Genomic DNA, 25,491 nt, shown 5'->3' on the forward strand with positions numbered 1-25,491 from the left:
GCGAGACGGCGTACGCGAATGCGGTCCGGACCTTGGTCGGCTCACGGGCGAGGAGGGTCGCGGCGGACCGGCGCCCCGGCATCGACTCCGCCGCTCAGTTGGTGAGCGGCCCACCGGGCGGCGATGCGGGTGCTCGTCAGCCGGGCGAGGCCGATCGAGATGAGGAGCAGTCCGGTGGCGGTGGCCATCTCCGGGGAGATCACGGCCGCCAGCCCGAGATCCATGCCGATGCGCACGGCGATGAAGCCGAGCCAGAGGGCGACACCGAGCCATCCCCCGCGCATGCGGACTTCACCGTCCGGGCCGGTCGAGACCTCCGCGAACCGGCCCATCACCCATCCGCCGGCGAGCGAGACGGCGACGATGAGGACGATGGCGGTCACGGCCGATGCCCAGGTGAGGTCGGCGTCTCCGAGCTGGAGGGGCAGGGTCATCGTGCCGAGGACGATGACGATGACGGCGACGCGCACCATCCGGGACAGGCGCCGCCAACTGAGCTGACGGTAGAGGATGAGTGCGAGGACGACGAGGGCGAGCAGCACGTTGGCGATCGGGATCCACGGGGCATCGAGAGTCACGGTTGGTCTCCAGAGTGAGGGGGATCGCCGGGTGCGATCCGCTGCCCCCATCCTTCGTCGAGGTCGAGCCGACGCGAACCACCCGCGGGTGGAGATCCGGGTGGAGACCGCTCACCCGACCCCGTCGCCCTATCCCTCGAGCCGTACGTACCGGGAGAGCTCCGACTCCGCCGAGGCGAGTGCCCGGGCCGTGCTCAGCACCGTCCTCTCCATCGCCGAGGCGGCCGTGGTCGGCCGTACGTCCGCGCGCTGGGCGAGGCTGACGGCGCGCGAGAGGCCGGGGTCGACGAGGCGGACCGAGCGCAGCCGCGGCCGGTCGACGAGGACCATCGCGGGGACGATGGCGATCCCGAGTCCGCGTTCGACGAAGCGGATCGCCGCATCCATCTCGACCCCTGCGACGACGACGTCGGGGGTGAGTCCCGCCGCCTCGAACGCCGCCGAGGTGGCTTCCCGGAGGTCGTAGCCGTGGTGGAAGACGACCTGGGGGCGGCGGGCCACCTCGGCGAGGGTGATCGTGTCCCCGAGGGCCGGCGCGGATGCCGAGCCCGTATCCGCGGTTCCGGGTGCGTCGGCCGCCTCCGGTGCGTCGGCGGCTGCGATGACGACGAGGTCTTCGCGCAGCACCTCTTGCATGTGCAGGCGCGGGGCGATCGCCCCGAGGTCGAAGGTCCGGGTGATGAGCGCGAGGTCGAGCTGCCCGGCACCGAGGGCCTCGACGAGTTCGCGCGAGCCCTTCTCCATGACCTCGAGTTCGATTCCGGGATGCTCGGCGTGGAAGCGGCTGAGCGCCTCGGCGACGAGGCTCACGCACAGGGTCGGAGTCGCCCCGAGACGGACTCGACCCTGCCGCAGACCGGCGAGTTCGTCCATGTCGAGGCGGATCGCCTCGGCGTCGGCGAGCATCCTCCGCGCGGTCGGCAGCAGCGCCTCACCGGCCGCGGTGAGGGTGATGTGGCCGCGGGCGCGATGGAAGAGCTCGGCCCCGAGCTCCTTCTCCAGGGTCGAGATCTGCCGGGACAGGGAGGGCTGCGCGAGATGGAGGGTCGCGGCGGCCTTCGTGAAGTGCCCGGTGTCGGCGACCTCGACGAAGCTCGCGAGCTGTTCGAGATTCATGGCAATAGTCTATTGCTATCGTGTTGAGTCGAACAATGCATTGGACGTATCGTGTAGGCGATCCTAACGTGGAAGGCATGAGCAGAACACAGGGCAACGCCCGCATCAGAGAACACGCTCTCTCGACCTCCGTCCTCGTCATCGGCACCGGCGGCTCCGGTCTCCGGGCGGCCATCGAGGTCGCCGAATCCGGCGTCGACGTCATCGCCGTGGGCAAGCGTTCGAAGGACGACGCCCACACCTCCCTCGCCGCCGGCGGCATCAACGCCGCTCTCGCGACGATGGACCCCGAGGACTCGTGGCAGCAGCACGCCGCGGACACGATCAAGGAATCCTACGACCTCGCCAACCCGCGCACCGTCGAGATCGTCACCCAGGGTGCCGAGCAGGGCATCGCCGACCTCGAGCGCTACGGGATGGACTTCGCGAAGGAGGACGACGGCCGGATTTCGCAGCGCTTCTTCGGCGCTCACACATGGCGGCGGACCGCCTTCGCCGGCGACTACACGGGCCTGGAGATCCAGCGCGCCCTCATCCACCGCTCCGCCGAGCTCGACATCCCGATCCTCGACACCGTCTACATCACCAAGCTGCTCACCGCCGACGGCCGGATCTTCGGCGCCTACGGCTTCGACCTCGTCGACGGCACCCGCTATCGCATCCACGCCGACGCCGTCATCCTCGCCGCCGGCGGTCACAACCGGATCTGGCGCCGCACGTCCTCACGCCGCGATGAGAACACGGGCGATTCCTTCCGCCTCGCCGTCGAAGCCGGCGGCCGGCTCCGCGACGCCGAACTCGTCCAGTTCCACCCCTCGGGCATCCTCGAACCCGAGAACGCAGCGGGCACGCTCGTCTCCGAAGCCGCCCGCGGTGAGGGCGGCATCCTCCGCAACGCCCTCGGCGAGCGGTTCATGGAGCGCTACGATCCCGAGCGGATGGAACTGTCCACCCGCGACCGGGTCGCGCTCGCCGCGTACACGGAGATCGCCGAGGGCCGGGGCACGGAGAACGGCGGCGTCTGGCTCGACGTCTCCCACCTGCCGCGCGAGACGATCATGTCCCGGCTCCCGCGCGTCTACCAGACGCTCATGGAGACTCAGATGCTCGACATCACGAAGGACCCGATCGAGATCGCTCCGACCGCGCACTATTCGATGGGCGGAGTGTGGGTCGATCCCGTCGACCACAGCACCGACGTCGAGGGACTGTGGGCGATCGGCGAGGCCTCGTCCGGCCTCCACGGGGCCAACCGCCTCGGCGGCAATTCCCTCATCGAACTCCTCGTCTTCGGCCGGATCGTCGGACAGTCGGCGATCGCCTACTCCGATGAGCTCGAGGCTCAGGTGCGCTCGCAGGAGTCCCTCGCCGAGGCGCGGGCCGAGATCGATGACCTGCTCGCCTCCGATGGGGCGGAGAACGTCCGGGCCCTGCAGCGCGAGGTCCGCAACCTCATGACCGAGCACGCCGGCGTCGTCCGCGACGAGGCCGGACTGCTCGCGGGACTCGAGAAGCTCGCGGCGATCGAAGCGCGGATGGCAGACGTCGGCATCCACCCCGACATCGCCGGCTACTCCGATCTCGCGCACGCCTTCGACCTCAGATCCTCGGTGCTCGCGGCCCGCGCGACCCTTGAGTCCGCGCTCGAGCGGCGGGAGACCCGCGGCTGCCACAACCGCAGCGACTACCCCGAGCTCGACCCTGAGCTCACCGTCAACCTCGTGTGGTCGCCTGCGACCGGAGTCGTCCGCGAGACGATCCCGGCCGTCGACCCCGAGGTCGCAGCGCTCATGCACTCCGGGGAGATCAGCGTCGAGGGCAAACTCGTCGAGTGAGGCGGACGCGTCCGGGCGTTCTGTCGTCCGGGCGCCCTAGCGTTGCGCGCGCGTCTGTGAGGGCAGCTCACCGAAGAGACGGCGGTAGGCAGCGGCGAACCGTGACGGGTGAGAGAAGCCCCACCGGAAGGCGATGTCGCTCATCGTCTCGTCTCCGCTGAGGATGTCGGATCGGGCCGCGTGGAGTCGCTGACGCTGCAGGTGCTCGACGGGTGAGGTGCCCAGCTCCTCTCGGAACGCGCGTTGGAGGGTGCGCACGCTCAGTCCCGCCGCCTCGGCGATCTCGGTCACCGTCACTGGTTCGCCGAGGTGGTCGGCGATGAAGTCGAGCGCCCTGCGCACCCGCTTCGGCGTCGTCGACCAGTCCGATTCCTTCGTGGACTCTCCGGCAAGGTCCGGGTGGCCGACGACGAGCTGGGTGAGGAGAAGATCCTCGATCGTAGGCGTGAGCAGCGGAGCCACGGCCTGACCGGCACGGCCGTCGGCGACGAGGCCCTCGAGCACCCCGAGCCACGTGCCGAACCCTGCACTCAGCGGCAGGGCGTGGGAGCGGAAGCGCATCGGAGAGCGACCAGCCGCTGGTCGCAGGGTCTCGCTGTGGGCCCGGAGCACCGACTCGTCTATGCGCAGGTGGATCTGGTCGTAGTCGGGCTGCAGGGCCATGCGGACTCTGGCCTGCGGAACGAGGATCGCGGCCGTGCCGGAAGCGGTGACCGGGACGGTCTCCGCTCCGATCGCGATCTCGGCCCCGCCTCGGCGAGCGACGACGACGTCGATGTAGTCGGCGTGTTCGGGGATGTCGACCTCCGCGTCGGTGCCCAGGGAGAACTGGACGAGGCTGAGTCGTCCGAGACGCATCGACCAGACATCGGGCACGAAGCATCGATGGTCGATCTCGAACAGCCGGTGTGGGCTGAGCGATCGACCGACGAAGCGTTCGAACTCGTCGACGCTTCCTGGCCTCATCACCCCGGTCATGCCCCCACGATAGCCGCCGACCGCGGACTGCGGAACGGGCAAGAAGTCATGTCGCTTATCGGATGCTCGTGTCGCGAATCGCGTCGCCGCGCGCGGGTCTGCCTCCTACCGTGATGGGACCGATCTCGATCTCAGTCACGAAGGAGTGCCCATGATCGCCGCCACCCCTGACCCCACGGAACGCAGTTCCCTCCCCGCAGAGAGCATCCCCCGCCCATGCGGCGACCTTGCCTCATCCGACACCTACGACGTCATCGTCGTCGGATACGGACCATCGGGGCTCGTCCTCGCCTCGGCGCTGGGCCGACGCGGCCACCGCGTCCTCGCCGTCGAACGGTGGGCGTCCCTCTACGGCCTGCCCCGGCTCACTCATATCGACGGCGAAGTCGCCCGCATCATCCAGAACGTCGGCGACGTCGATCGGGCCCTCCAGGGCAGCGAACCGGCGAGCGAGTACATCTGGCGCAACGGGGAAGGCGAGACGCTGCTCACGGTCGACTGGTCGGGGGAGTCCTCGGGCTACGCGGCGCACTACACGATGTACCAGCCCGACATCGAGGATGCGATCGACGCCGACATCCGTGGCCAGGACACCGTCGACGTCCTCCAGGGCTGGCAGGCGGTGCACCTGAGCCAGGACTCGGACGAAGTGACCCTGCGCATCCGTCCGTGGTCGAAGGACCGACAGGGACAGACCGGTCAGCCCGGAGACGGATCCGATGGCACGCACCCGGATGACCGCACCGTCACGGCGAGGTACATCGTCGGCGCTGACGGCGCCAACAGCTTCGTGCGCACGAGCCTCGGCATCGAGCGCGACGACCTCGAATCGAACGATGTGTGGCTCAACCTCGACACGGAGAAGCTGCGCGAGCTGCCCGAGCGCTTCGCCGTGAGCACCCAGTTCTGCGACCCAGTCCGGCCGAACATGTTCATGCCCATCGGGGCTCGTCGCCACCGCTTCGAGGTCGCCGTCCTCCCAGGTGAGAGCCTGGAGGAGGCGGCGACGGAGGAGTACGCGTGGCGGTGGTTCCGCGAGCGTCACGGCCTCGGTCCCGACGACGTGCGCATCCTCCGCCAGATCGTCTACGTCTTCTCCGCCCGGACCGCGCAGCGGTGGCGCGAGGGGCGGGCGTTCCTCATCGGCGACGCCGCCCACACCATGCCGCCCTACATGGGGCAGGGCGCGTGCTCGGGCATGCGCGACGGACTCACCCTCGCGTGGAAGCTCGACCTTGTCCTCCGCGGTTTCGCCGACGACGCCTTCCTTGACACGTACGAAGCCGAACGCCGCCCCCACGTCGCCGTCATCCAGGCCACCAGTGTCGCCCTCGGTGAGATCGCCAACCTCCGCGACGTCGATGCGGCGAAGGCCCGCGACGAGGCGTTCCGCACTGGAACCGCGCCCCCACCGCCGCCGTTCCCGACGATCGACGCCGGGTATCTCGCGCCCGGTGAGCAGCCGTTCGCCGGCACGCTTTCCCCTCAGGGAGTCATCACGAAGGACCGGCGGACAGGGCTCTTCGACGACATCATCGGCAACCGGATCAACCTTGTCACCTCGGGTGATCCCGCATCCGTGCTGTCGCAGGCGCAGTTCGATCGCCTCGCCGAGGTAGGCGTGGACATCGTCTCGACACGGCCGGGAAATCCGTGGTCCGTCACCGATGACAACGGCACGTACCGCGACTATTTCGCCGCGATCGGCGCCGAGGCGTATGTCGCCCGGCCCGACTTCGTCGTGTTCGGCACGGGGTCGATGGCCGAGGTGCCCGGCCTCGTCGATGAACTGCTCGGTCAGCTGCGGGGCGCGCGGGCCTGGCGTGAACAGGCCCTGGGTGCGCAGACTCCGCGCGTGCCAACCCCACGTGCTCAGAACTCTGAGACCGCCGGGGCAGAGGCGACAGTGGTGTCGGCATGACGGGAGAACTGTTGAAGGGCAGGAAGCCGTACGTTGTCGCCGAGCCTGACGCGCAGACCGATCCGCACGCGGAGCTCGACGCCCACTGGAGGGCGATGCCGGTCCAGAGACTCCTCGACGGCGGCGTCCTCTACGGCGATGTCCTCCGACTGCGGGCGGCCACCGATGAGGGGGCCGGGTGGGACGAGACTCTCGAGCACCTCGGCGAGGTGCAGCTCGACCGAGGTCGCGAAGCGTCGGCACGGGGGAACGACCTCACCGCGATCCGTGCCTACCGGGCTGCCGCGGCGGACTTCCTCTTCGCGCAGATGCCGGTGCCCGACGGCCGCCGCAAGCGCGGACTCTATGCCCAGGCCCGTGCCGCGCTCACCGCGATCACGGAGATCCCCGGATCGGGACTCAGCCGCGTCGAAGCGAGCTTCGGCGATGGGGCGCTCGTCGGGTGGCTGCGCACGCCCGTCGACCCGCTGGCGAGCGTCATCGTCTTCGGCGGGCAGAGCGGCTGGGGTGCGACGTACTACCGGATGAGCGACGCGCTCGCCGCCCGCGGCATCGCCACCCTCATGGCCGAGGGCCCGGGGCAGGGGGAGAGCCGTCTCGTCTCCGGCATCCACCTCGACGGCGATGTCCCGGCCGCGTTCAGCCGCTTCGTCGACGTCCTCGACACCCACCCCGACCTCGCGGGTGCACCCATCGGGATCTGGGGCAACAGCCTCGGCGGGACCTTCGCCGCACTCACCGCAGCAGCCGACCATCGAATCACGGCGACCGTCGTCAACGGGGGATTTGCGATGCCGCGCCTCCTGCCGTTCCGAACCTTCCGGGAGCAGGCGGCGGCGATGCTCGGCAGCGACGATGAAGCTGCCCTCGAGGCGAATTTCGCCCGTCTCGCGGTCGACCCCAGGTCGCAGACGATCGCCGGGTCTCTCCTCGTCGTCCACGGCGGGGCTGACCCCATTGTCGAGAAGGATGACCAGACGCCTTTCCTCGACGCCTGCGACGATGCGCTGCTCGTCGAGTGGCCCGGTGGCGATCACACGATCTACAACGACAGCGACGAACGCACCGACGTCGTCGCCGACTGGCTGGCCGACCGCCTCGTCCAGCCCGTTTCCGGTGACGAGTGAGCTTGGCCCCGATTCGGTGGTCACTGCGCCGAGGCGAACGGGCCGAAATCGCGTCCCCGACCTCGGGGGAGTGACCACCGAATCCGACCGCCTCGGGGGAGTGACCACTGAATGGGCTGCTGTGGGGGCGACCGCCTCGGCGGGGTGTCAAAAGTGCGTTAGGAGGTGTTAAGACCGCGTTAGGATCCGGGTCCGTGACCTCGGGAGACGTGTGTGATGGGGGAGTACCGCACAGCGGCGCACCGCGCCGTCGTGCACTGACCCACCCGCACGAGAAGAACGAGGCCACACCGTATGGACGCTCCTTTCGCCGATCTCCTCTACCTGCTGCTCGCTGTTGCGACAGTCGCCGGGCTTGCCGCCCTGGCGAAGGTTTTCGAGAAGGTCACCGCTGAGAGCGCGACGACCGCGCGCATCACCGACCCGAGCAGCACCCCCGGCACGACGCCCGGAACCACCGGCAGCACCCCCGGCACCCCCACCACCCCCGATTCGAGCGGGGAGGCACGCGCATGACCTGGTTCACCGGCATCACGCAGATCCTCCTCGTCCTCGCCGTCCTCGCCGCCGTCCATGTGCCCTTCGGCAACTACATGGCAGGCGTCTTCCTCTCGACGAAGGACACGAAGGCCGAGCGGCTCTTCTACCGTCTCACCGGCGTCGATTCCTCATCCGAGCAGCGGTGGAAGACCTACTTCCTCTCCGTCCTCGGGTTCTCCCTCGTCTCGATCCTTCTCCTCTACGGCCTCATGCGGCTCCAGGAGTTCCTGCCCCTGTCCAACGGCAAGCCCGCCGTCACCGCCGATCAGGCGTTCAACACGGCGGTCTCGTTCGTCACGAACACGAACTGGCAGTCGTACTCCGGTGAGGCGACGATGGGCTACCTCGTCCAGATGGCCGGCCTCGCCGTGCAGAACTTCGTCTCCGCCGCCGTCGGCATCGCCGTCGCCGTCGCCCTCATCCGCGGGGTCATGCGGCAGCGCTCGCTCTTCATCGGCAACTTCTGGGTCGACCTCACCCGCACCGTCCTCCGCATCCTCCTGCCGGTCTCGGTGGTCTTCGCACTCATCTACATCGGCTTCGGCGTCATCGAGAATCTCACCCCGGACCAGGTCGTCCAGACCGTGGCCGGCGGATCACAGGTGACGCAGACGATCCCGGGCGGACCGAACGCGAGCCAGGAGGTCATCAAGCACCTCGGCACGAACGGCGGCGGCTTCTTCAACGCGAACTCCGCCCACCCGCTCTCGGCACCGAGCCCGCTCATCAACCTCGCCAACATCTTCCTCATCCTCCTCATCCCCTCCGCCCTGCCGCGCACCTTCGGCGTCATGGTCGGCAGCCGCAGGCACGGATGGGCGATCCTCGGCGCGATGGCCTCGTTCTTCGTCCTCTCCCTCGTCGCCGTCATCCTCACCGAGACGACGCTGTCCACGCCGGCCACCGATGCGGCCGGAGCCGCGATGGAAGGCAGGGAGACCCGCTTCGGCGTCATCACCTCCGCGTTCTTCGCCGTCTCGACGACCCTGACCTCGACGGGTGCTGTCGACTCGTTCCACTCGAACTACTCCGGCCTCGGCGGCGGCGTCCTCATGCTCAATATGATGCTCGGCGAGATCGCCCCCGGCGGCGTCGGCTCCGGCCTCTACGGCATGCTCGTCGTCGCCGTCCTCGCCGTCTTCATCTGCGGCCTCATGGTCGGCCGGACACCGGAGTTCCTCGGCAAGAAGATCGGACGCACGGAGATCACGCTCGCCTCCGCCGTCATCCTCATCACCCCGACCCTCGTGCTCACCGGCACCGCGGTCGCGACGATGTGGCCGAACGCCGCGGACTCGATCCTCAATGCCGACAGCCCCCACGGTCTGTCCGAGATCCTCTACGCGTTCACCTCGGCGGCGAACAACAACGGATCCGCGTTCGCCGGACTCAACGCGAACACCCCGTTCTTCAACACTGCCCTGGGACTCGCGATGCTCATCGGCCGGTTCGGTCCGATCTGTGCGGTCCTTGCGCTCGCCGGTGCGTTCGCCGCCCAACCCTCCACCGAGGCGACCCCAGGCACCCTGCCCACCCACCGACCCCTGTTCGTCGGGGTCACCGTCGGCACCGGACTCATCGTCAGCGCCCTGACGTTCCTGCCCGTCCTCGCCCTCGGCCCGATCAACGAAGGACTCCTCTGATATGCGCACCGACACCAAGGCCTCCAAGCTCACCAGCAGCCCGACGCCCTCCCGCCTCGTCGAGGACACTCCGACGACGCCGTCCGGCACAGGACACCGACCCGAACCCACCGACCGGCCGACGAGCACCGGCCACTCGATCACGGTTACGGCGCTCACCCAGGCCGTGCTCCTCGGGCTGAAGAAGTTCGACCCCAGGGTCGCGTGGCGCAACCCGGTGATGTTCCTCGTCGAGATCGGCGCGGTCGTCACCCTCGTCCTCGCGATCACCGGCCCCACCCCGTTCACGTGGGCGATCAGCATCTGGCTGTTCCTCACCTGCGTCTTCGCCAACACCGCCGAGGCGCTCGCCGAGGGCCGCGGCAAAGCGCAGGCCGACTCCCTGCGGGCGACCCGGGTGACGGCGAACGCGACCCGGATCCTCGACAAGGGGCAGCGGGAGACCGTCCCCGCCTCCCAGCTGCGCGCCGGGGACCGCGTCCTCGTCACCGCCGGTGAGGTCATCCCCGGCGACGGCGACGTCATCGAGGGCGCAGCCACCGTCGACGAATCGGCGATCACCGGTGAGTCCGCCCCGGTCATCCGCGAGGCCGGCGGCGACCGGTGTGCCGTGACCGGAGGGACGAAGGTCCTCTCCGACGAGATCACGGTCTCGATCACCGCGAGCCCCGGCGAATCCTTCCTCGACAAGATGATCGCGATGGTCGAAGGCGCGAGCCGCCAGAAGACCCCGAACGAGGTCGCCCTCGGCGTCTTCCTCTCCGTCCTCACCCTCATCTTCATCCTCGTCGTCGCCACCCTCGCCCCGATCGCGGCGTTCTCCGGCGCCCCGCAGTCCCTCACCGTCCTCATCGCCCTCCTCGTCTGCCTCATCCCGACGACGATCGGCGCGCTGCTCTCGGCGATCGGCATCGCCGGCATGGACCGGCTCGTCGCCGCGAACGTCCTTGCGAAGTCCGGGCGCGCCGTCGAGGCCGCCGGCGACGTCTCGACGCTCCTGCTCGACAAGACCGGGACGATCACGATGGGCGACCGCCAGGCCACCGACTTCGTCGCCCTCGGTGGGACGACCGATGAGGAGATCGCCGAGGCGGCCCGCCTGTCCTCACTCGCCGACGAGACCCCGGAGGGCCGGTCCGTCGTCGCCCTGGCCGAAGGCGACTTCCGCATCGACGCCGCAGGTCTCGAGGCCTTCCCGACCGCCGAGTTCATCCCGTTCTCCGCCCGCACCCGCCTCTCCGGCATCATCCTTCCCGGTGAGAAGGGAGTCGGGTCGCGCATGATCGTCAAGGGGGCGGCCCGTGAGGTCATCGCGTGGGCGATCGACCGGGGTGCCGACATCCCCGCCGAGGCGAGCGCCGAGGTCGAGCGCATCAACACCGGTGGAGGCACCGCCCTCCTCGTCGCCGAGGCGATCGAGGACTCCTCCGCCCGGGTGCTTGGGGTCATCGACCTCCGCGACATCGTCAAGCCGGGCATGGCCGATCGCTTCGCCCAGCTGCGGGAGATGGGCATCCGCACGGTGATGATCACCGGCGACAACGAGCTCACGGCCCGCTCGATCGCCCGGGAGGCCGGGGTCGATGATTACCTCGCCGAGGCGACCCCGGAGGACAAGCTCGCCCTCATCAAGTCCGAGCAGGCCGGGGGCCGGATGGTCGCGATGACCGGTGACGGGACGAACGATGCGCCCGCGCTCGCGCAGGCCGACGTCGGGGTCGCGATGAACACCGGCACCTCGGCGGCGAAGGAGGCCGGCAACCTCGTCGACCTCGATTCGGATCCGACGAAGCTCATCGACATCGTCGCCATCGGCAAGCAGCTGCTCATCACCCGAGGGGCGCTGACGACGTTCTCGATCGCCAACGACGTCGCGAAGTACTTCGCGATCGTGCCCGCGATGTTCCTCCTCGCGTTCCCCGGACTCGGCGCGCTCAACATCATGGGCCTGCACAGTCCGGAGTCGGCGATCCTCTCCGCGGTGATCTTCAACGCCCTCATCATCGTCGCCCTCATCCCCGTCGCCCTGCGCGGGGTGCGGTTCGCCACGACGAGCGCGGCGAGCCTGCTGCGGCGCAACCTGCTCATCTTCGGACTCGGCGGGCTCATCGTCCCCTTCATCGGGATCAAACTCATCGACCTCGTCATCAGCCCGTTCCTCTGACCGGCCACCACAACCCCGTCCGCGGCGGCCGGGTCTCACGTCGCCGCGGCGCCCCTCCCGGGCCCATCACCCACTCCGGGCCCCTCGGCCCTCCGCCCACCTCACTCAGACAGGACAGACCATGCTCATCCGCCAGGCCCTCACCGGGCTCAAAGCCCTCCTCGTCTTCACCCTCCTCCTCGGCCTCGCCTACCCGCTGACGATGGTCCTCATCGCCCGGGTCGTGCCCACCCAGGACTCGACGATCCGCAACGCCGACGGCAAGGTCGTCGGCTCCGCCCTCATGGCGCAGCCGGTCACCGGCGACGACTGGTTCTACCCGCGCCCCTCGGCCGGCGACTACGACGGACTCGCCTCGGGCGCGTCGAACCTTGCCGCGACCAACCCCGAACTCGTCGCGGCGATCACCGCCCGCCGCACCGAGATCGCCGAGCGGGAGGACGTCGATCCGGCGAGGATTCCCGCGGATGCGGTGACCGCCTCGGCGTCGGGTCTCGATCCGGAAATCAGTCCTGAGTATGCTCGACTGCAGATCGATCGGGTCGCCCGGGAGACGGGACTGAGCAGGGAGGAAGTGACGACGATGGTCGAGAGGAACACGAAGCAGCCGATCCTCGGCTTCATCGGCGAACCTCGGGTCAACGTCGTCACGCTCAACAACGACCTGCAGAACACCCCCGGCACCGCCGTCGACGTCGCGGATCCCGAGAACTGATGGGCTCACCTCGGCGGGGGAAGCTCACGGTCTTCCTCGGGTACGCACCCGGAGTCGGCAAGACCGTGGCGATGCTCGAAGCCGCCGCTGGGGCCAAGAGCGCCGGCCGCGACGTCGTCGTCGGCATCGTCGAGGACCACGGCCGCGCCCACACCGCGGCACTCGCGCAGGGGTTCGAGACCCTGCCGCGCGCCCAGGTGCCCTACCAGGGGCGGACCTTCGAGGAACTCGACGCCGAGGCGGTGCTCACCCGAGCGCCCGAGCTCGTCGTCATCGACGAACTCGCCCACACGAACGTGCCCGGCTCCGGGGACCGGGAGAAGCGGTGGGAGGACGTCGCGGCGATCCTCACTGCCGGGATCGACGTGTTCACGACGATCAATATCCAGCACCTCGAATCCTTGGGCGACGTCGTCGGCTCGATCATCGGCCGCGTCCAGCACGAACGCGTCCCCGACCCGTTCCTCCGCACCGCCGACGAGGTCGAACTCGTCGACATCTCCCCGGTCGCCCTGCGCGCCCGCCTGTCCGAGGGCAACATCTACGCCGCGGCGAAGGTCGATGCGGCGATGTCGAACTACTTCCGGCTCGGCAACCTCACCGCCCTGCGCGAACTCGCCCTCCTCTGGCTCGCGGACCGGGTCGACGAAGGCCTCGAGGAGTACCGGGATGCCAAGGGGATCCGCGACACGTGGGCCGCCCGCGACCGGATCATCGTCGCCGTCACCGGGGGCGCCGAGTCGATCACGCTCATCCGCCGCGGCCTGCGCATCGCCGGACGGGTGGCCGGCCGGGAACTCCTCGTCGTCCACGTCGTCGAACCCGACGGCACCCGCTCGGCCACCGCCCCTGACCTCATGCGCGCCCGCGAGCTCGCCGAGGCGAACAACGCGACGTGGCACACCGTCGTCGGCGACGACGTCGCCACTGCGCTCGTCGAATTCGCCCGCACCGTCAACGCCTCCCAGATCGTCCTCGGCGTCTCCCGCACCCCCTGGTACGGCCGGATCTTCAGCCCCGGGGTCGCGAACCGCGTCATCGCCTCCGCCGCGGACATCGACGTCCACATGGTCACCCACTCCCAAGCCGCGCGCGTGTGGCGGCCCCGCCGGGAGACCCGGCCGGGCAGTGCGATTTCGAAGCTGCGCCGGATACTGGGCTGGGTCATCGGCGCGCTCGCCCCACTCGCACTCACCGTCCTCTTCATCGCCCTCGGACCGGGAGCGGTGTCGCTGAGCATCAACTTCCTCAGCTACATCACCGTCGTCGTCATCGTCGCCCTCATCGGCGGGCTGTGGCCGGCGGTGATGACAGCCGTGCTCGGCACCGCCCTCATCAACTGGTTCTTCACCCATCCCGTCGGGTCATTCACGATCGCCGAGTTCGAGAACATCCTCGCGCTCGCGATCTTCATCGCCGTGGCCGTCGCAGTCGCCACCGTCGTCGATCTTGCCGCGCGCCGCAGCCGGCAGGCCCAGGCCGCCGAACACGAGGGGTCGGTGCTCAGCGAGCTCGCCCGGTCGATGATCGCCGAAGGCGACAGCCCCGAGTCGATGGTCGAGAGCATCCTCACGACCTTCGTCCTCGACGGTGTCGCCGTGCTGAGCAAGGACGAGGCAGGGGAGTGGGCGGTGACCGCCTCGGCGGGGGAGCCGGTGACCACCCGGGCCGAGGCGACCGAGACCTTCGACCTCGACGACGACACCGCCCTGCTCCTCAAGGGTCAGCCGCTCAGCGCCGGCGAACAGCGGATCCTCGACGCCTACGCGGGGCGTCTGCTGCGGGTGCTCACGGAGTCCGAGCTCGCCGCGACCCGGTCGCAGGCCCGCGAGCTCAGCGCCGGCAACGCCGTGCGCACGGCTCTGCTCACCGCGGTCTCGCACGACCTGCGGACCCCGCTCGGGGCGATCAAGGCGGCGACGTCGACGCTCATGCTCGACGGGATCGAGCTCTCGGACGCCGATGAGCGCCTCATGCTCACGACCATCGAGAACGGCGCCCTGCGGCTCGAGAAGCTCATCGACAACCTCCTCGACATGAGCCGGATCCAGTCCGGTGCGGTGACGATCTCGACGTCCCCGGTCCCCGTGTCCGATCTCGTTGTCTCCGCCCTCGCCGAGGTGGGGGCCGAGAACGTCCGCACCGTGACTGCGGGCGAGCGGGGTGACGGTGGGGACGCCGAGGGTGCTGCGGCCGAGGCTGTGGTCGGGCCTGCTGGTGGCGCGGCCGCGTCGGTCGGGAACGCGGACCGGTCGAGTTCGCGCACTGTGTCGGGCCGGGGTGCCGCAGACGGTTATGGTCCCGAGATCACCGTCGACATCGACCCCGACGCGTGGGTCGACGTCGACTTCGGGCTCCTCGAGCGGGTGCTCGTCAACATCGTCGAGAACTCACTCAAGTACGGCGACGGGGCACCGCTGACGATCGACGCCTCGACCGGTGCCGAGGCCGTCTACCTCCGCATCGCCGATTCCGGACCGGGCGTGAGCGATGATGCACTCGAGACGATCTTCACCCCGTTCACCCGGCTCGATGAGTCGAACGCGAAGGGCCTGGGACTCGGCATGGCCGTCGCGCTCGGCCTGTGCCGGGCGATGGGCATCGACCTGTCCGCCGAGCACACGCCGGGAGGCGGCTTCACCGCGGTGCTCACGTTCCCGCGCTGCAGGAAGGACGATGACGCAACCTCGGCGGACGAACCCGGCGGCGAGGACGACGAATTCATCGGCGCCGCCGCGGGAACCGCCTCGGCGGACGAGCCCGGCGGCGAGGACGACGAACTCATCGGCGCCGCCGCGGGAACCGCCTCGGCGGGCGACGATGACTCGGTGAGGGCAGACGTCGGCGAGAAAGCGACCGACGACGTGGCGACGACGACCGAGGATGACCGACTGCAGGCAGGGGAGGGCCGCCGATGAAGCGGGTGCTCATCGTCGAAGACGATGCCGATATCGCCACGGCTGTGGGCATCGGCCTCCAGGCGAAGGGGCACGATGTCGTCGTCGCCGGCAGCGGACGGCGGATGAACGAGGTGCTCAGCGAGTCCGAGGTCGATGTCATCCTCCTCGATCTCGGACTGCCCGATGTCGACGGGATCGAGCTCATCTCCCAGGTGCGGCGGTGGAGCGAGGTGCCGATCGTCGTCGTCTCGGCCCGGCACGATTCGCACGGGAAGATCGCCGCCCTCGACGCCGGGGCGGACGACTATGTGACGAAGCCGTTCTCGCTCGGCGAAGTGCTCGCGAGGCTGCGGGCGATCGAGAGGCGGACGGGCCGGACGGGGGAATCAGGGGTCGTGCGCACCGCGGACGGGCGCGTCGTCGTCGACCTCGCCGCGCACCTGCTCGAGGTCGAGGGCGCGCCGGTCCATCTCACGCCGATCGAGTGGAAGATGCTCGAGGTCTTCGTCAAGCACAAGGGCGCGCTCGTCGAGGCGCAGACCCTCCTCACCGAAGTGTGGGGCTCGGAGTTCGGCAAGGAGCGGAACTATCTGCGCGTCTACATGTCGCAGCTGCGCTCGAAGCTCGAGGCCGATCCGGCGCGCCCGCAGTACCTCCACACGCAGATGGGCATCGGCTACCGCTTCACCCCGTAGGGCACGAAGCGATTTGCTGGTCGCTCCACCTAGGCACCCCTTGATTTGCTGGTCACTCCGCCGAGGCGGCTGGGCTGATTTCGGCCGCGCCACCTCGGCGCAGTGACCAGTGATTGTCACGCCACCTCGGCGCAGTGACCAGCAAATCGCCAGGCCGGTCTCCCAACCCGCCCGGCGCCCCTCACTCCTCGACGCGGGCCCTGCGGCGGTCCTTCTCGATGCGGACTTCGTGGCTCGACCGCGACGGGTTGAGCAGCTTGAGCAGCGAGAGCGCGAGGATCGCCCCGAGCACCGCACAGCCTGCGGGCAGGAGCATCGCAGTGTGCGCCCCGTAGTGGTCGATGAGGTTGCCGGCGATCGCCGACCCGAACGCGACGCCGAAGCCGAGCGAGGTGCCCAGCCACGCGAAGGCTTCGGTCAGCCGCCTCGGCGGGGCGAGCTGCTGGATGACGGAGTTCGCGCCGACGAGGCTCGGGGCGATCGTGAAGCCGACGATGAAGAGGATGAGGCCGAAGGTGAACATGTCGCGGGCGAGCAGCATCGTGCACGTGCCGATCGCGAGCAGCGAGACCGTCACCCCGAAACGGTGGTGGGTCGCGGAGTTCCAGTTCCTCGCCCCGTAGATGGCACCGGAGATGAGGGATCCGAGCGCGAACGCGCTGAGGAGGAAGCCGGCGAGCGACTTCACGCCCTGCTCGTCGGAGAACGCGACGGCGATGACGTCGATGGCGCCGAAGTTCACGCCGAGGAAGACGTTGACGATGATGATCGTGAAGATCCCCGGGTTGGAGAAGACGTGGCCCTTCGCCTCGGTGGACCGTTCGATCGGCGGCGGTTCGGTCGACTTCTGGATGTAGAGCAGTGCGGATCCCACACCGGCGGAGATCATCGAGAGGATGATGCCCGCGGGCGGCCACACGGCGGTCGCGAGCACCGTGGCGAGCACCGGTCCGGAGACGAAGAGCAGCTCGTCGGCGACGGATTCCCAGGAGAACGCCGTCTGCAGCTGGTTCGGCGAGTTCACGAGGTGCGACCAGCGAGACCGCACGAGCGATCCGACGGAGCCGACGGTGGCGCCGCCGATGCCGGCGAAGACGAAGGTGAGACCGACCCACCAGTCGAGGTAGACGGAGACGATGAGGAGGGTGAGCGCGATGAGGTGCGTGATGACGATGGGCACCATGACCTTCGCCTGGCCGCGACGGTCGACGAGGCGCGCAATCCCGGGACCTGCAAGGGCTTGGACGATCATGTACACGGCGGCGACGATGCCTGCCAGGCCGTACGAACCGGTGACGCCTTGGATGAAGAGGACGATCCCGAGTCCGAGGACGGCGATCGGCATCCGTGCGACAAGACCTGCCAAGGAGAACTTGAGAGCACCGGGAAGCGACAGAATTTCCCGATAGTTTGTGAACATCAGACGAGTCTATCTCCGCCCTTACGGCTCGCAACCGCGGATCCCGCAGGTTGAGTGGCATCTCACCCTGTGATCTGACCGGGATCCGTCGCCGTTCCGTCCTCTTCCGTTGGATCCTCCTGTTCTCGATGCGGAATCCGTGTCCGTCGTCGTGGGTGGTCATCCCCTCGCCGAGGTGGTCCTCCGACCGGCATCGCCCCTTGCCGACCCGTCCCTCCAGGACGCCTGACGGCCCCCGCCGCAACCGGCTCCCGACCCGGCAAGCAGCCCTGCCATCAGGGGTTCGACAGGCCACGCGAATCGGCAGAGTGGGTCATCGGGACGTCATCGGACCCCTATACAATGAGCGGGATTGCCCACTCTCCTCTGCCGGCCCCTGCGCCGCCCCGAACCCAGATCCGGAGCGCCGATGACGGACAACAACCCGTTCGATGACATCTTCACCAACGACAACGACAGTGAGGAATCCCGGCGACCGCGACGGAAGAAGAAGCGCGTGTGGCGCAAGGTCCTCGTCGGCGTCCTCGTCGTCGTCGTCCTCGGCGTCCTCGGTGTCGGTGTCTACCTGTGGAACGTCGGTCGGTCCTTCGACGACAATGCCAATCAGCTCAGCGATGAGCAGGTCTTCGGTTCGCAGCGCCCCGAGGCGAAGAATGAGGAGGGCGGAACGAACATCCTCCTCCTCGGCTCCGACGAGCCGATGAAGGACGTCGACGTCAACTCCTCGCGCGGCCTGCGCTCGGACTCGATCCTCGTCATGCACCTGCCTGAGAACGGGTCGAACGTCCAGATCATGTCGATCCCGCGCGACAGCTGGGTCGACATCGAAGGCCAGGGCAAGGCGAAGATCAACGCGGCACTGTCCTACGGCGGACTGCCGTTGGCCGTGAAGACGGTCTCTGACTTCATCGGCACCCCCATCGACCACGTCGCCATCATCGACTTCGAGGGCTTCAAGGGACTCACCGACAGCCTCGGCGGGGTCCGGGTCAACTCCGAACAGGCGTTCACCCAGAACGGGTACACGTTCGAGAAGGGCGAGAACCTCCTCAACGGCGACGAGGCGCTCACCTTCGTGCGCGAGCGCAAGAGCTTCAAGGACGGCGACTTCCAGCGCGCCCGCAATCAGCAGGCGTTCATCAAGGGCCTTATCAATGAGCTCATCTCCGCCGACACCCTGTCGAATCCGGCGAAGATCCAGGAGATGGTCACCGAGTTCGCCCCGTACATGTACGTCGACTCCGGTCTCAACGCCCAGTACATCTCCTCGACCGCGTTCGCGATGCGCGACGTCCGCCCCGGCGACATCGAGTTCTTCACGTCCCCGACCGCCGGCGTCGGCCGTTCGGCCGACGGTCAGTCGATCGTCAACGTCGACCAGGACGAGCTGAAGAAGCTCCAGGACGCGTTCAAGAACGACACCGTCGACGAGTACGTCAAGTCTGCGCCCGAAGCGCACCTCTGATCATTTCGGTTCCGACGGCCCCTCGCCGAGGCGGTCCCGTCCTGGCCGTCGACGCGCAGTGACAGCTGAACCCCGTTCCGGGTGATCCTGGCAGCGGGGTTCTGCTGTGTGCCGCAGGCCTCCGCTCAGCTTCCCGGTGCCGCAACAACCTTCAGCCGAGCTGATCGGACAGCGACCGTCCACCGAGGAGATGAAGGTGCGGGTGCGTGATCTTCTGGTTCGTGTCCGGCCCAAAGTTCCAGGCGAGCCGGTATCCACGAGACTCGAAGCCCAAGGTGCGCGCAGTCTGAGCGGCCCGGCGCATCAGACGTCCGGCCCCCTCTGGCGAACTGTCGAGATACGAAGGCAGATCGGCTGCGTGCTCGCGCGGGAACAGGAGAACGTGTGCCGGGGTCATCGGGCGCAGTGGAGTGATGGCCAGACAGTCGTCATCTTCGAAGATGATCTCGGCCTCTTCGGTCCCGTTGGCGATCGCACACAGGATGCATGTCATGCCTCAATTCTGGCACCTGTCGAACCACAGTCTGATGACGCGACTGAACTCGCTCGAGGATGTGAGTCGTAGACAGACCTGGTGAGGGCCAGCCTCATGGCACGTCAAATGCGTCAAACTGATGAGGCGAAGTACCTCTGATGTGTCGAGCGCAGAGTCTCTTCATCTCGGCTCGTGAGAACCGCCAATTCCCAGTCGGAGCCGAAGTGAGTTTCGGCCAGCTCCATACGCCGTCGGACGGCGTCCTTGGACTCACCGAACTTCTCCAGAACCACGAGCTCAGCGGTGCGCTTGTTATAGGCGAGGACGAATTTAGTCATCACGGTCCCCTCTCACTAACGCGAGTAGCCTTTGCTCCATGTCGTGCAACGACCGCAGGATCGGCTCCTCACCCTTCTTGTCTTCATTGTACTTGGACGCCAGGATCTTGCGTGTGGCTTCGTCGACTGATTCGGAAACGTGAGACAAGTGACTGAGAAGGTTCAGGCGACCCTCGAACTCTGCGATGGTCCGTGATTCTTGCAGCATCGACACTACGAGGCTTCGCCCGGGAGCATTTGACGGCATACCTCCGTAGCGAATCTCTCGTCCCACAATCATCGCGAGAAGTTCATACGCGTTGGCCCATGCGCTCTGAAGCTGCGTTCGAAGCTGAATTTCGCATCGGCCCGCCGGATACTTGGTCAAGACGTGGACTGCACGATACCCACTGTGTTCGCCTCCACGCAGATCTTTAATGAAGACGTTCGCATCACCAACCTCGTCGCGAATTGTGGCCGCGACCGAATCAGCGAACGCAGTTTGCACCGAAAGAGACATATCGGCGTCGATGCGAACCCCTGCCAGGTCGCCGATGTTCTGCAATGGAGTCGAGCGATCTCGCCGGAGTTTTTCGATCAAAGTGCCAACTGTCTTTGGGCGCGATGTTCCGGGCGCCGCTGCCAATCCCAGTGGCGACCAATCGAGGCCCTCGAGGTGCTCCAGGACATCGCCAGAGAAGTCGAGGTACCACGCAAGTACCTCCTCATAATCTGGTGCCCTGCCTGGGGGCGTTGTTCCATCCCGGAGTGCCTTCCCGAGCGCCCTGAGGTCGTTTTGAGACCAAGGTGGCGTCTGCAGCCGAGGTGGATTGGCCATTTCGCAACTATAACCGGATGATCATCTGGCCTAGGGTCTTCGCGTGGCCGCAATCGAAATTCCTCCCAGACACAGCGAACCCCGTCCCAGGTGATTCTGGGGCGGGTTTTTGCTGTGTACCGCGGCATCCGCTCAGTCTCACCGAGGCGGTCGTCCGGAACCGTGCGAACCCCGCCGAGGCGGGTGATCACAGCAGAGCGCCCCGCCCCGGATTCCTCCGGGACGGGGCGCTCTGCGCTGCTCAGCTCTCTGGCCGGTTCATTTCGCGGCCGGCGACGCTGGGGCGGCGAGCGGGGCCGGGTTGCGGACGAACCAGCTGCCGACCACGGCGATGAGCGAGAGCACCGCGCCGGCGAGGAATGCCACCGAGACCCCGTCGGCTTGCGCGGCGACCGAGGCCGCGCCCGAACCGGCGGCCTGGACGGTGCCGATGCTGAGCACGGTGATGAACAGTGCCGTGCCGATCGCCCCGGCGACCTGCTGGATCGCGCCGACCGTCGCCGACCCGTGCGAGTAGAGCTGCGGGGTGAGCGATCCGAGCGCCGAGGTGAGCAGCGGCGTCATCATGAAGGCGACGCCGATCGAGAGCCCCATGTGTCCGAGGAGGACGAACCACGCCGGTGAGTTCTCGTCCAGCTGGGTGAGCGACCAGAGCACGGCACTGGCCATGAGCGCCCCGGGGATGACGAGCGGTCGCGGACCGAAGCGGTCGAAGAGGCGACCGACGATCGGCGCGGCCAGGCCCATGACGAGGCCACCGGGGAGCAGGAGCATCCCGGTCGTCACCGAATCGAGGGCGAGGACGTTCTGCAGGTAGATCGGCAGGAGGATGATCGAACCGAACATCGCCGCCATCATCACGACGACGAGGCCGATGGCCAGGGCGAACGTCCGTGACCGGAACACTCGCAGATCGAGCAGGGCCCGGTCGTCCCGCTGGAGGACGATCTGCCGCCAGATGAACAGTCCCAGGCTGAGCACACCGACGGCCAGGGCGGTCAGCGCTTGAGGGGCGGAATCGGGCGTGGCGCTGCCGAGGGTGCTGAACCCGTAGACGAGTCCACCGAAGCCGAAGGCGGACAGCGGCAGGGAGACCCAGTCCAGCGGTGAGTGGCTCTGTTCGCCGATGTTGCGCAGACGCAGCGCCCCGATGATCATCATGAGGATCGCCACGGGCAGGATCGTCCAGAACAGGAAGTGCCAGTTGAGCACGTTGAGGATGAACCCGGACAGCGTCGGTCCGAGGGCCGGGGCGACGGCCATGACGATCGTGATCCGTCCCATGAACCGACCGCGTTCGTGCGCGGGAACGAGGGTCATGATCGTCGTCATGAGCAGCGGCATCATCATCGCCCTGCCCGAGGCTTGGATGACGCGAGCGACGAGGAGGACGGAGAACTCCGGTGCGAGTGCGCCGAGCAGCGTTCCGGCGGTGAAGAGGCTCATCGCCAAGAGGAACACCTGTCGCGTGCTCAGGCGCTTGAGCAGGTAGCCCGTCGTCGGGATGACGACGGCCATCGTGAGCATGAAAGCCGTGGTCGTCCATTGGGCGAGGGTGAGCGTGACGCCGAGGTCGGTGACGAGGTGCGGGATGGCGACACCCATGACCGTTTCGTTGAGGAGGGTGACGAAGGCGGCGCCGAGGAGGAGCCAGATCACCCCGGTGCCTTTGCGCGGGGTCGCTGACTCGGGAGTCGGGTCAGCGGCCGCGGCCCGGTCGACTGCAGTGGATTCCCTCATCGTCATCAGACCCCTGCGATGCGCAGAACAGCGACAGCGAGTGCGACGACCATAACGATGATGTTCATGGTGAATGCCTCGTTGTGCTTCCTGTGGGCGAAGATCGCGAGGAACTGGATGAGGGCGAGCCCGAGTGCGGAGACGACGGTGAGCCAGGGGAGGATGCCGAGGAGTGCGGGCAGGATGATGCCGATCGCCCCGAGGACTTCGACGATGCCGATCCACCGGACCTGACCGGGTGTGTAGTCGAGGAGGGTGGGCATCGGCTTCGTCGAATTGTGCGGGCTGCGCACCTTGGCGAGGCCGGCCATGAGGAAGAGTGCGGCGAGGAGGCCGGAGAGGGCCCACGTGATGATGGAGAGAACGAGCATTGTGCCCCTTTCGGACGGTTCGTACTGTCAATAGTTACCAGTGGTAACCTAGATACCGTCGGTAATTATTCCGCAGGGTGTGGCACGCACAGCAACGTCACCGAGTCACACGGAGGTAACCATTTGACCTGGCCAGGGACGATCTCTGGGGTGGGTCGCCTCGGTGAGGAGGGGCACGACAGGGCCGCCGCACCGAGGCGAGTCGGCAGTGCGCGGGGAGGAGAGTAAGGCGATGACTGACCCATCAGTGAGGAACGATGCCCGTGGAGGCGTCGACGAACCGCGCATGGAGGCGATCTGTGAGGGTCCGAACGTCGACCCGGAGGTGTTCCGATCGATCCTCGCCCGCGTCGGCGACAAGTGGTCGATGATGCTCATCGGCATGCTGCAGGAGGGTCCGCGGAGGTTCTCCGAGCTCAAGTCGATGACTCCGGGGATCTCGTCGCGCATGCTCACGCAGACGCTGCGTCAGCTCGAGCGCGACGGTCTCGTCGAGCGGGAGATGTTCGCGGAGATCCCTCCCCGCGTCGAGTACCAGGTGACGCCGTTGGGCCTGTCCCTCGTGCCCGCCGTCCTCGCACTTGCCGAATGGGCGGCCACCCACACGGCCGAGATCGCTGCCAACCGCGACGCCTACGACGCGGCAGCAGAGTGAGAGACGTCCCCGCGGGGACGTCCTGGGCCGTCTCGCCGACGACCGCACACGAGAAGGGCGCCGGTTCCCGAGATGGGAACCGGCGCCCTTCTGCATGTCTCAGCTGATCAGCCCTGGCGCGACTTGAAGCGCGGGTTGAGCTTGTTGATGACGTAGGTGCGTCCGCGACGACGGACGACCTGCGAACCCGGCTGCTTCTTGATCGAGCGAAGGGAATTCCTGGCCTGCATGACTGCCTCCTAGTTGACGATTGAATGAGTCAACGGAGAACCAGGCGAGAGTATTCCGCAGGCCCTAGCGTCCGAGCCTCACCCCTGCGGCTGCTTGCCGAGCACCCCGTCGACGAGGCTGCGGGCATCGTGCTGGACGGCGCGCAGGTGGTCCTCGTCGCGCAGGGACTCGGCGTAGATCTTGTAGACGTCCTCGGTGCCCGACGGTCGCACGGCGAACCAGGCGTTGTCGGTCGTCACCTTGAGCCCGCCGATCGGGGCGTCGTTGCCGGGTGCCGAGGTGAGCACCGAGGTGACATCCTCCCCGCCGATCGTCGATGCGGTGACCTGCGAGGGTTCGAGGGCGCCGAGGCGGGCCTTCTGCTCGCGGTTGGCCGGCGCGTCCTGGCGGGCGTAGGCACTCGTGCCGAACTTCTCGGCGAGCTTCGCATAGCGCTGCGACGGAGTCTGCCCGGTCTTCGCCGTCATCTCGGAGGCCAGCAGGGCGAGGATGATGCCGTCCTTGTCCGTCGACCATACCTTGCCGCCTCGGCGAAGGAAGGATGCACCGGCGGATTCCTCACCACCGAAGGCCAGGGTCGAGTCGAGGAGGCCGGGGACGAACCACTTGAAGCCGACGGGGACCTCGAAGAGGCGGCGCCCGTGGGCGGCGACGACCCGGTCGACGATCGAGGAGGTGACGAGCGTCTTGCCGATGGCCGCCTCGGCGGGCCAGTCGGGACGGTTCTCCAGGAGGTAGTCGATGGCGGCCGCGAGGTAGTGGTTGGGGTTCATCAGCCCGGCGTCGGGGGTGACGATGCCGTGGCGGTCGGCGTCGGCGTCGTTGCCGGTGGCGATGTCGTAGTCGTTCCGGGAGGCGATGAGCCCGGCCATCGCGAACGGCGATGAGCAGTCCATGCGGATGTTCTCGTCCCAGTCCAGCGTCATGAACGACCAGGTGGGGTCGAGTTCGGGGTGGACGACGGTGAGGTTGAGGTCGAAGTCCTCGGCGATGGCCGCCCAGTAGTCGACGCTCGCCCCGCCGAGCGGGTCCGCACCGATCCTCAGCCCGGAGTCGCGGATGAGGTCCATGTCGATGACCGAGGAGAGGTCGCCGACGTAGTTGGAGATGAAGTCGAAGTTCTCGGTGTTCTCGAGATGGAAGGCACGCTGGAAGCTCGTGCGCGGGATCTTCTCCCACCCGGCTTCGAGGTAGGCGTTGGCGCGGTCGGCGATCCATTTCGTCGCCTCGGTGCCGGCGGGCCCACCGTGGGGCGGGTTGTACTTGATGCCGCCGTCGGCCGGGGGATTGTGGCTGGGGGTGATGATTATGCCGTCGGCCTGGGCGTCGCCGATCGACTTGCCCGCATTGAAGCCGAGGATCGCGTGCGAGAGCGCCGGGGTCGGCGTGTAGCCATCGCGTTCGTCGATGAGGGCGGGGACGTCGGCGGCGGCGAGGACCTCGAGGGCGGTGAGGAACGCCGGTTCGCTCAGCGCATGGGTGTCGCGGCCGAGGAAGATCGGCCCGCGCACGCCGTGGTCCTTGCGGTAGTCGACGATGGCCGCGGTGATCGCGGCGATGTGGGCTTCGTTGAACGCCCGATTGAAGCTCGAGCCGCGGTGCCCCGAGGTCCCGAAGCTCACGGCCTGTCCCGGCACCGAAGGGTCCGGAACGAGGTCGTAATAGGAGTCGAGGAGTGCGGGGACGTCGATGAGGTCCCTGTCCTGGGCGAGCTGGCCGGCACGAGTAGTCATATGCCTACCTTGCCAAATGCGTCCGCGTCGACAC

At 67.8% G+C, this 25,491-nt stretch carries 22 protein-coding genes; 11 read left to right on the plus strand and 11 right to left on the minus strand.

All coding sequences use genetic code 11. The features are described 5' to 3' along the window. Positions 1–41: 41 nt before the first annotated feature. Positions 42–578 (minus strand): hypothetical protein, encoded by a 537-nt coding sequence (locus BC102111_RS11560; RefSeq protein ID WP_063250405.1) that lies wholly within the window; start codon positions 576–578, stop codon positions 42–44. Positions 579–707: 129 nt separating this feature from the next. Next, positions 708–1,694 (minus strand): LysR family transcriptional regulator, encoded by a 987-nt coding sequence (locus BC102111_RS11565; RefSeq protein WP_063250406.1) that lies wholly within the window; start codon positions 1,692–1,694, stop codon positions 708–710. Between the two features lie 77 nt (positions 1,695–1,771). Here BC102111_RS11565 and BC102111_RS11570 point away from each other — a divergent pair, with 77 nt between their 5' ends. Next, complete coding sequence (locus BC102111_RS11570) at positions 1,772–3,529, plus strand: FAD-binding protein (protein WP_063250407.1); 1,758 nt, start codon at positions 1,772–1,774, stop codon at positions 3,527–3,529. Between the two features lie 36 nt (positions 3,530–3,565). Here BC102111_RS11570 and BC102111_RS11575 read toward each other — a convergent pair whose 3' ends face one another. Continuing rightward, a complete protein-coding gene (locus tag BC102111_RS11575; protein WP_082834972.1) occupies positions 3,566–4,507 on the minus strand; it encodes an AraC family transcriptional regulator in 942 nt (313 codons plus the stop codon). 151 nt (positions 4,508–4,658) lie between these two features. Here BC102111_RS11575 and mhpA point away from each other — a divergent pair, with 151 nt between their 5' ends. The 8 genes from mhpA to BC102111_RS11615 all read left to right on the plus strand — a co-directional run bounded on the left by mhpA (position 4,659) and on the right by BC102111_RS11615 (position 16,212). Further along, on the plus strand, positions 4,659–6,428 hold the full coding sequence (gene mhpA, locus BC102111_RS11580; RefSeq protein WP_082834973.1) for a bifunctional 3-(3-hydroxy-phenyl)propionate/3-hydroxycinnamic acid hydroxylase MhpA: 1,770 nt from the start codon (positions 4,659–4,661) through the stop codon (positions 6,426–6,428). After that, on the plus strand, positions 6,425–7,555 hold the full coding sequence (locus tag BC102111_RS11585) for an alpha/beta hydrolase (protein ID WP_131248592.1): 1,131 nt from the start codon (positions 6,425–6,427) through the stop codon (positions 7,553–7,555). The genes mhpA and BC102111_RS11585 overlap by 4 nt, the downstream gene beginning before the upstream one ends. 294 nt (positions 7,556–7,849) lie before the next feature. After that, entirely contained in the window at positions 7,850–8,071 is a 222-nt protein-coding gene (locus tag BC102111_RS11590) for a hypothetical protein (RefSeq protein WP_009377323.1), read from the plus strand. Then, complete coding sequence (gene kdpA / locus BC102111_RS11595) at positions 8,068–9,738, plus strand: potassium-transporting ATPase subunit KdpA (protein ID WP_009377321.1); 1,671 nt, start codon at positions 8,068–8,070, stop codon at positions 9,736–9,738. Before BC102111_RS11590 ends, kdpA begins: the two co-directional genes overlap by 4 nt. A 1-nt stretch (position 9,739) precedes the next feature. Further along, on the plus strand, positions 9,740–11,902 hold the full coding sequence (kdpB, locus tag BC102111_RS11600; protein WP_009377319.1) for a potassium-transporting ATPase subunit KdpB: 2,163 nt from the start codon (positions 9,740–9,742) through the stop codon (positions 11,900–11,902). A 121-nt stretch (positions 11,903–12,023) separates the two neighbouring features. Next, a complete protein-coding gene (gene kdpC, locus BC102111_RS11605; protein WP_101624396.1) occupies positions 12,024–12,617 on the plus strand; it encodes a potassium-transporting ATPase subunit KdpC in 594 nt (197 codons plus the stop codon). Beyond that, positions 12,617–15,535 (plus strand): DUF4118 domain-containing protein, encoded by a 2,919-nt coding sequence (locus BC102111_RS11610; RefSeq protein WP_101624397.1) that lies wholly within the window; start codon positions 12,617–12,619, stop codon positions 15,533–15,535. The genes kdpC and BC102111_RS11610 overlap by 1 nt, the downstream gene beginning before the upstream one ends. After that, a complete protein-coding gene (locus BC102111_RS11615) occupies positions 15,532–16,212 on the plus strand; it encodes a response regulator (protein ID WP_101624398.1) in 681 nt (226 codons plus the stop codon). The genes BC102111_RS11610 and BC102111_RS11615 overlap by 4 nt, the downstream gene beginning before the upstream one ends. Before the next feature lie 181 nt (positions 16,213–16,393). On the opposite strand, the gene BC102111_RS11620 is transcribed toward BC102111_RS11615, so the two are convergent. Then, positions 16,394–17,632, minus strand: coding sequence for an MFS transporter (locus tag BC102111_RS11620; protein ID WP_101624399.1), 1,239 nt, complete (start codon positions 17,630–17,632; stop codon positions 16,394–16,396). Between the two features lie 409 nt (positions 17,633–18,041). Between BC102111_RS11620 and BC102111_RS11625 the strand changes: the two genes are divergently transcribed. Next, the gene (locus tag BC102111_RS11625) at positions 18,042–19,097 is read left to right on the plus strand and encodes an LCP family protein (protein ID WP_009377310.1); all 1,056 of its coding nucleotides are present in this window, start codon (positions 18,042–18,044) and stop codon (positions 19,095–19,097) included. 151 nt (positions 19,098–19,248) lie between these two features. On the opposite strand, the gene BC102111_RS11630 is transcribed toward BC102111_RS11625, so the two are convergent. The 5 genes from BC102111_RS11630 to BC102111_RS11650 all read right to left on the minus strand — a co-directional run bounded on the left by BC102111_RS11630 (position 19,249) and on the right by BC102111_RS11650 (position 22,838). Then, a complete protein-coding gene (locus BC102111_RS11630) occupies positions 19,249–19,590 on the minus strand; it encodes an HIT domain-containing protein (RefSeq protein WP_009377308.1) in 342 nt (113 codons plus the stop codon). Between the two features lie 113 nt (positions 19,591–19,703). After that, positions 19,704–19,910, minus strand: a complete 207-nt coding sequence (locus BC102111_RS11635) for a hypothetical protein (RefSeq protein ID WP_009377306.1) — start codon at positions 19,908–19,910, stop codon at positions 19,704–19,706. After that, positions 19,903–20,727 carry a RelA/SpoT-related domain-containing protein gene (locus BC102111_RS11640; protein WP_081590981.1) on the minus strand — a complete coding sequence of 275 codons (825 nt, stop codon included), beginning with the start codon at positions 20,725–20,727 and terminating at the stop codon, positions 19,903–19,905. Before BC102111_RS11640 ends, BC102111_RS11635 begins: the two co-directional genes overlap by 8 nt. A 258-nt stretch (positions 20,728–20,985) precedes the next feature. Further along, entirely contained in the window at positions 20,986–22,467 is a 1,482-nt protein-coding gene (locus BC102111_RS11645; RefSeq protein WP_257957713.1) for an MDR family MFS transporter, read from the minus strand. A 5-nt stretch (positions 22,468–22,472) separates the two neighbouring features. Beyond that, positions 22,473–22,838 (minus strand): DoxX family protein, encoded by a 366-nt coding sequence (locus BC102111_RS11650; RefSeq protein WP_009377301.1) that lies wholly within the window; start codon positions 22,836–22,838, stop codon positions 22,473–22,475. 232 nt (positions 22,839–23,070) lie between these two features. On the opposite strand from BC102111_RS11650, the gene BC102111_RS11655 reads away from it, so the two are divergent. Beyond that, the gene (locus tag BC102111_RS11655) at positions 23,071–23,493 is read left to right on the plus strand and encodes a winged helix-turn-helix transcriptional regulator (protein ID WP_223289975.1); all 423 of its coding nucleotides are present in this window, start codon (positions 23,071–23,073) and stop codon (positions 23,491–23,493) included. A gap of 107 nt (positions 23,494–23,600) precedes the next feature. Here BC102111_RS11655 and ykgO read toward each other — a convergent pair whose 3' ends face one another. Together ykgO and pgm are read right to left on the minus strand one after the other, a co-directional pair. Next, positions 23,601–23,723: a type B 50S ribosomal protein L36 gene (gene ykgO, locus BC102111_RS11660; protein ID WP_009377295.1), complete on the minus strand. Its 123-nt coding sequence runs from the start codon at positions 23,721–23,723 to the stop codon at positions 23,601–23,603. A gap of 78 nt (positions 23,724–23,801) precedes the next feature. After that, the gene (pgm, locus tag BC102111_RS11665; RefSeq protein ID WP_101624401.1) at positions 23,802–25,457 is read right to left on the minus strand and encodes a phosphoglucomutase (alpha-D-glucose-1,6-bisphosphate-dependent); all 1,656 of its coding nucleotides are present in this window, start codon (positions 25,455–25,457) and stop codon (positions 23,802–23,804) included. Positions 25,458–25,491 lie beyond the last annotated feature (34 nt).

It is taken from the genome of Brevibacterium casei CIP 102111, from assembly GCF_900169275.1.
GTDB lineage: Bacteria > Actinomycetota > Actinomycetes > Actinomycetales > Brevibacteriaceae > Brevibacterium > Brevibacterium casei.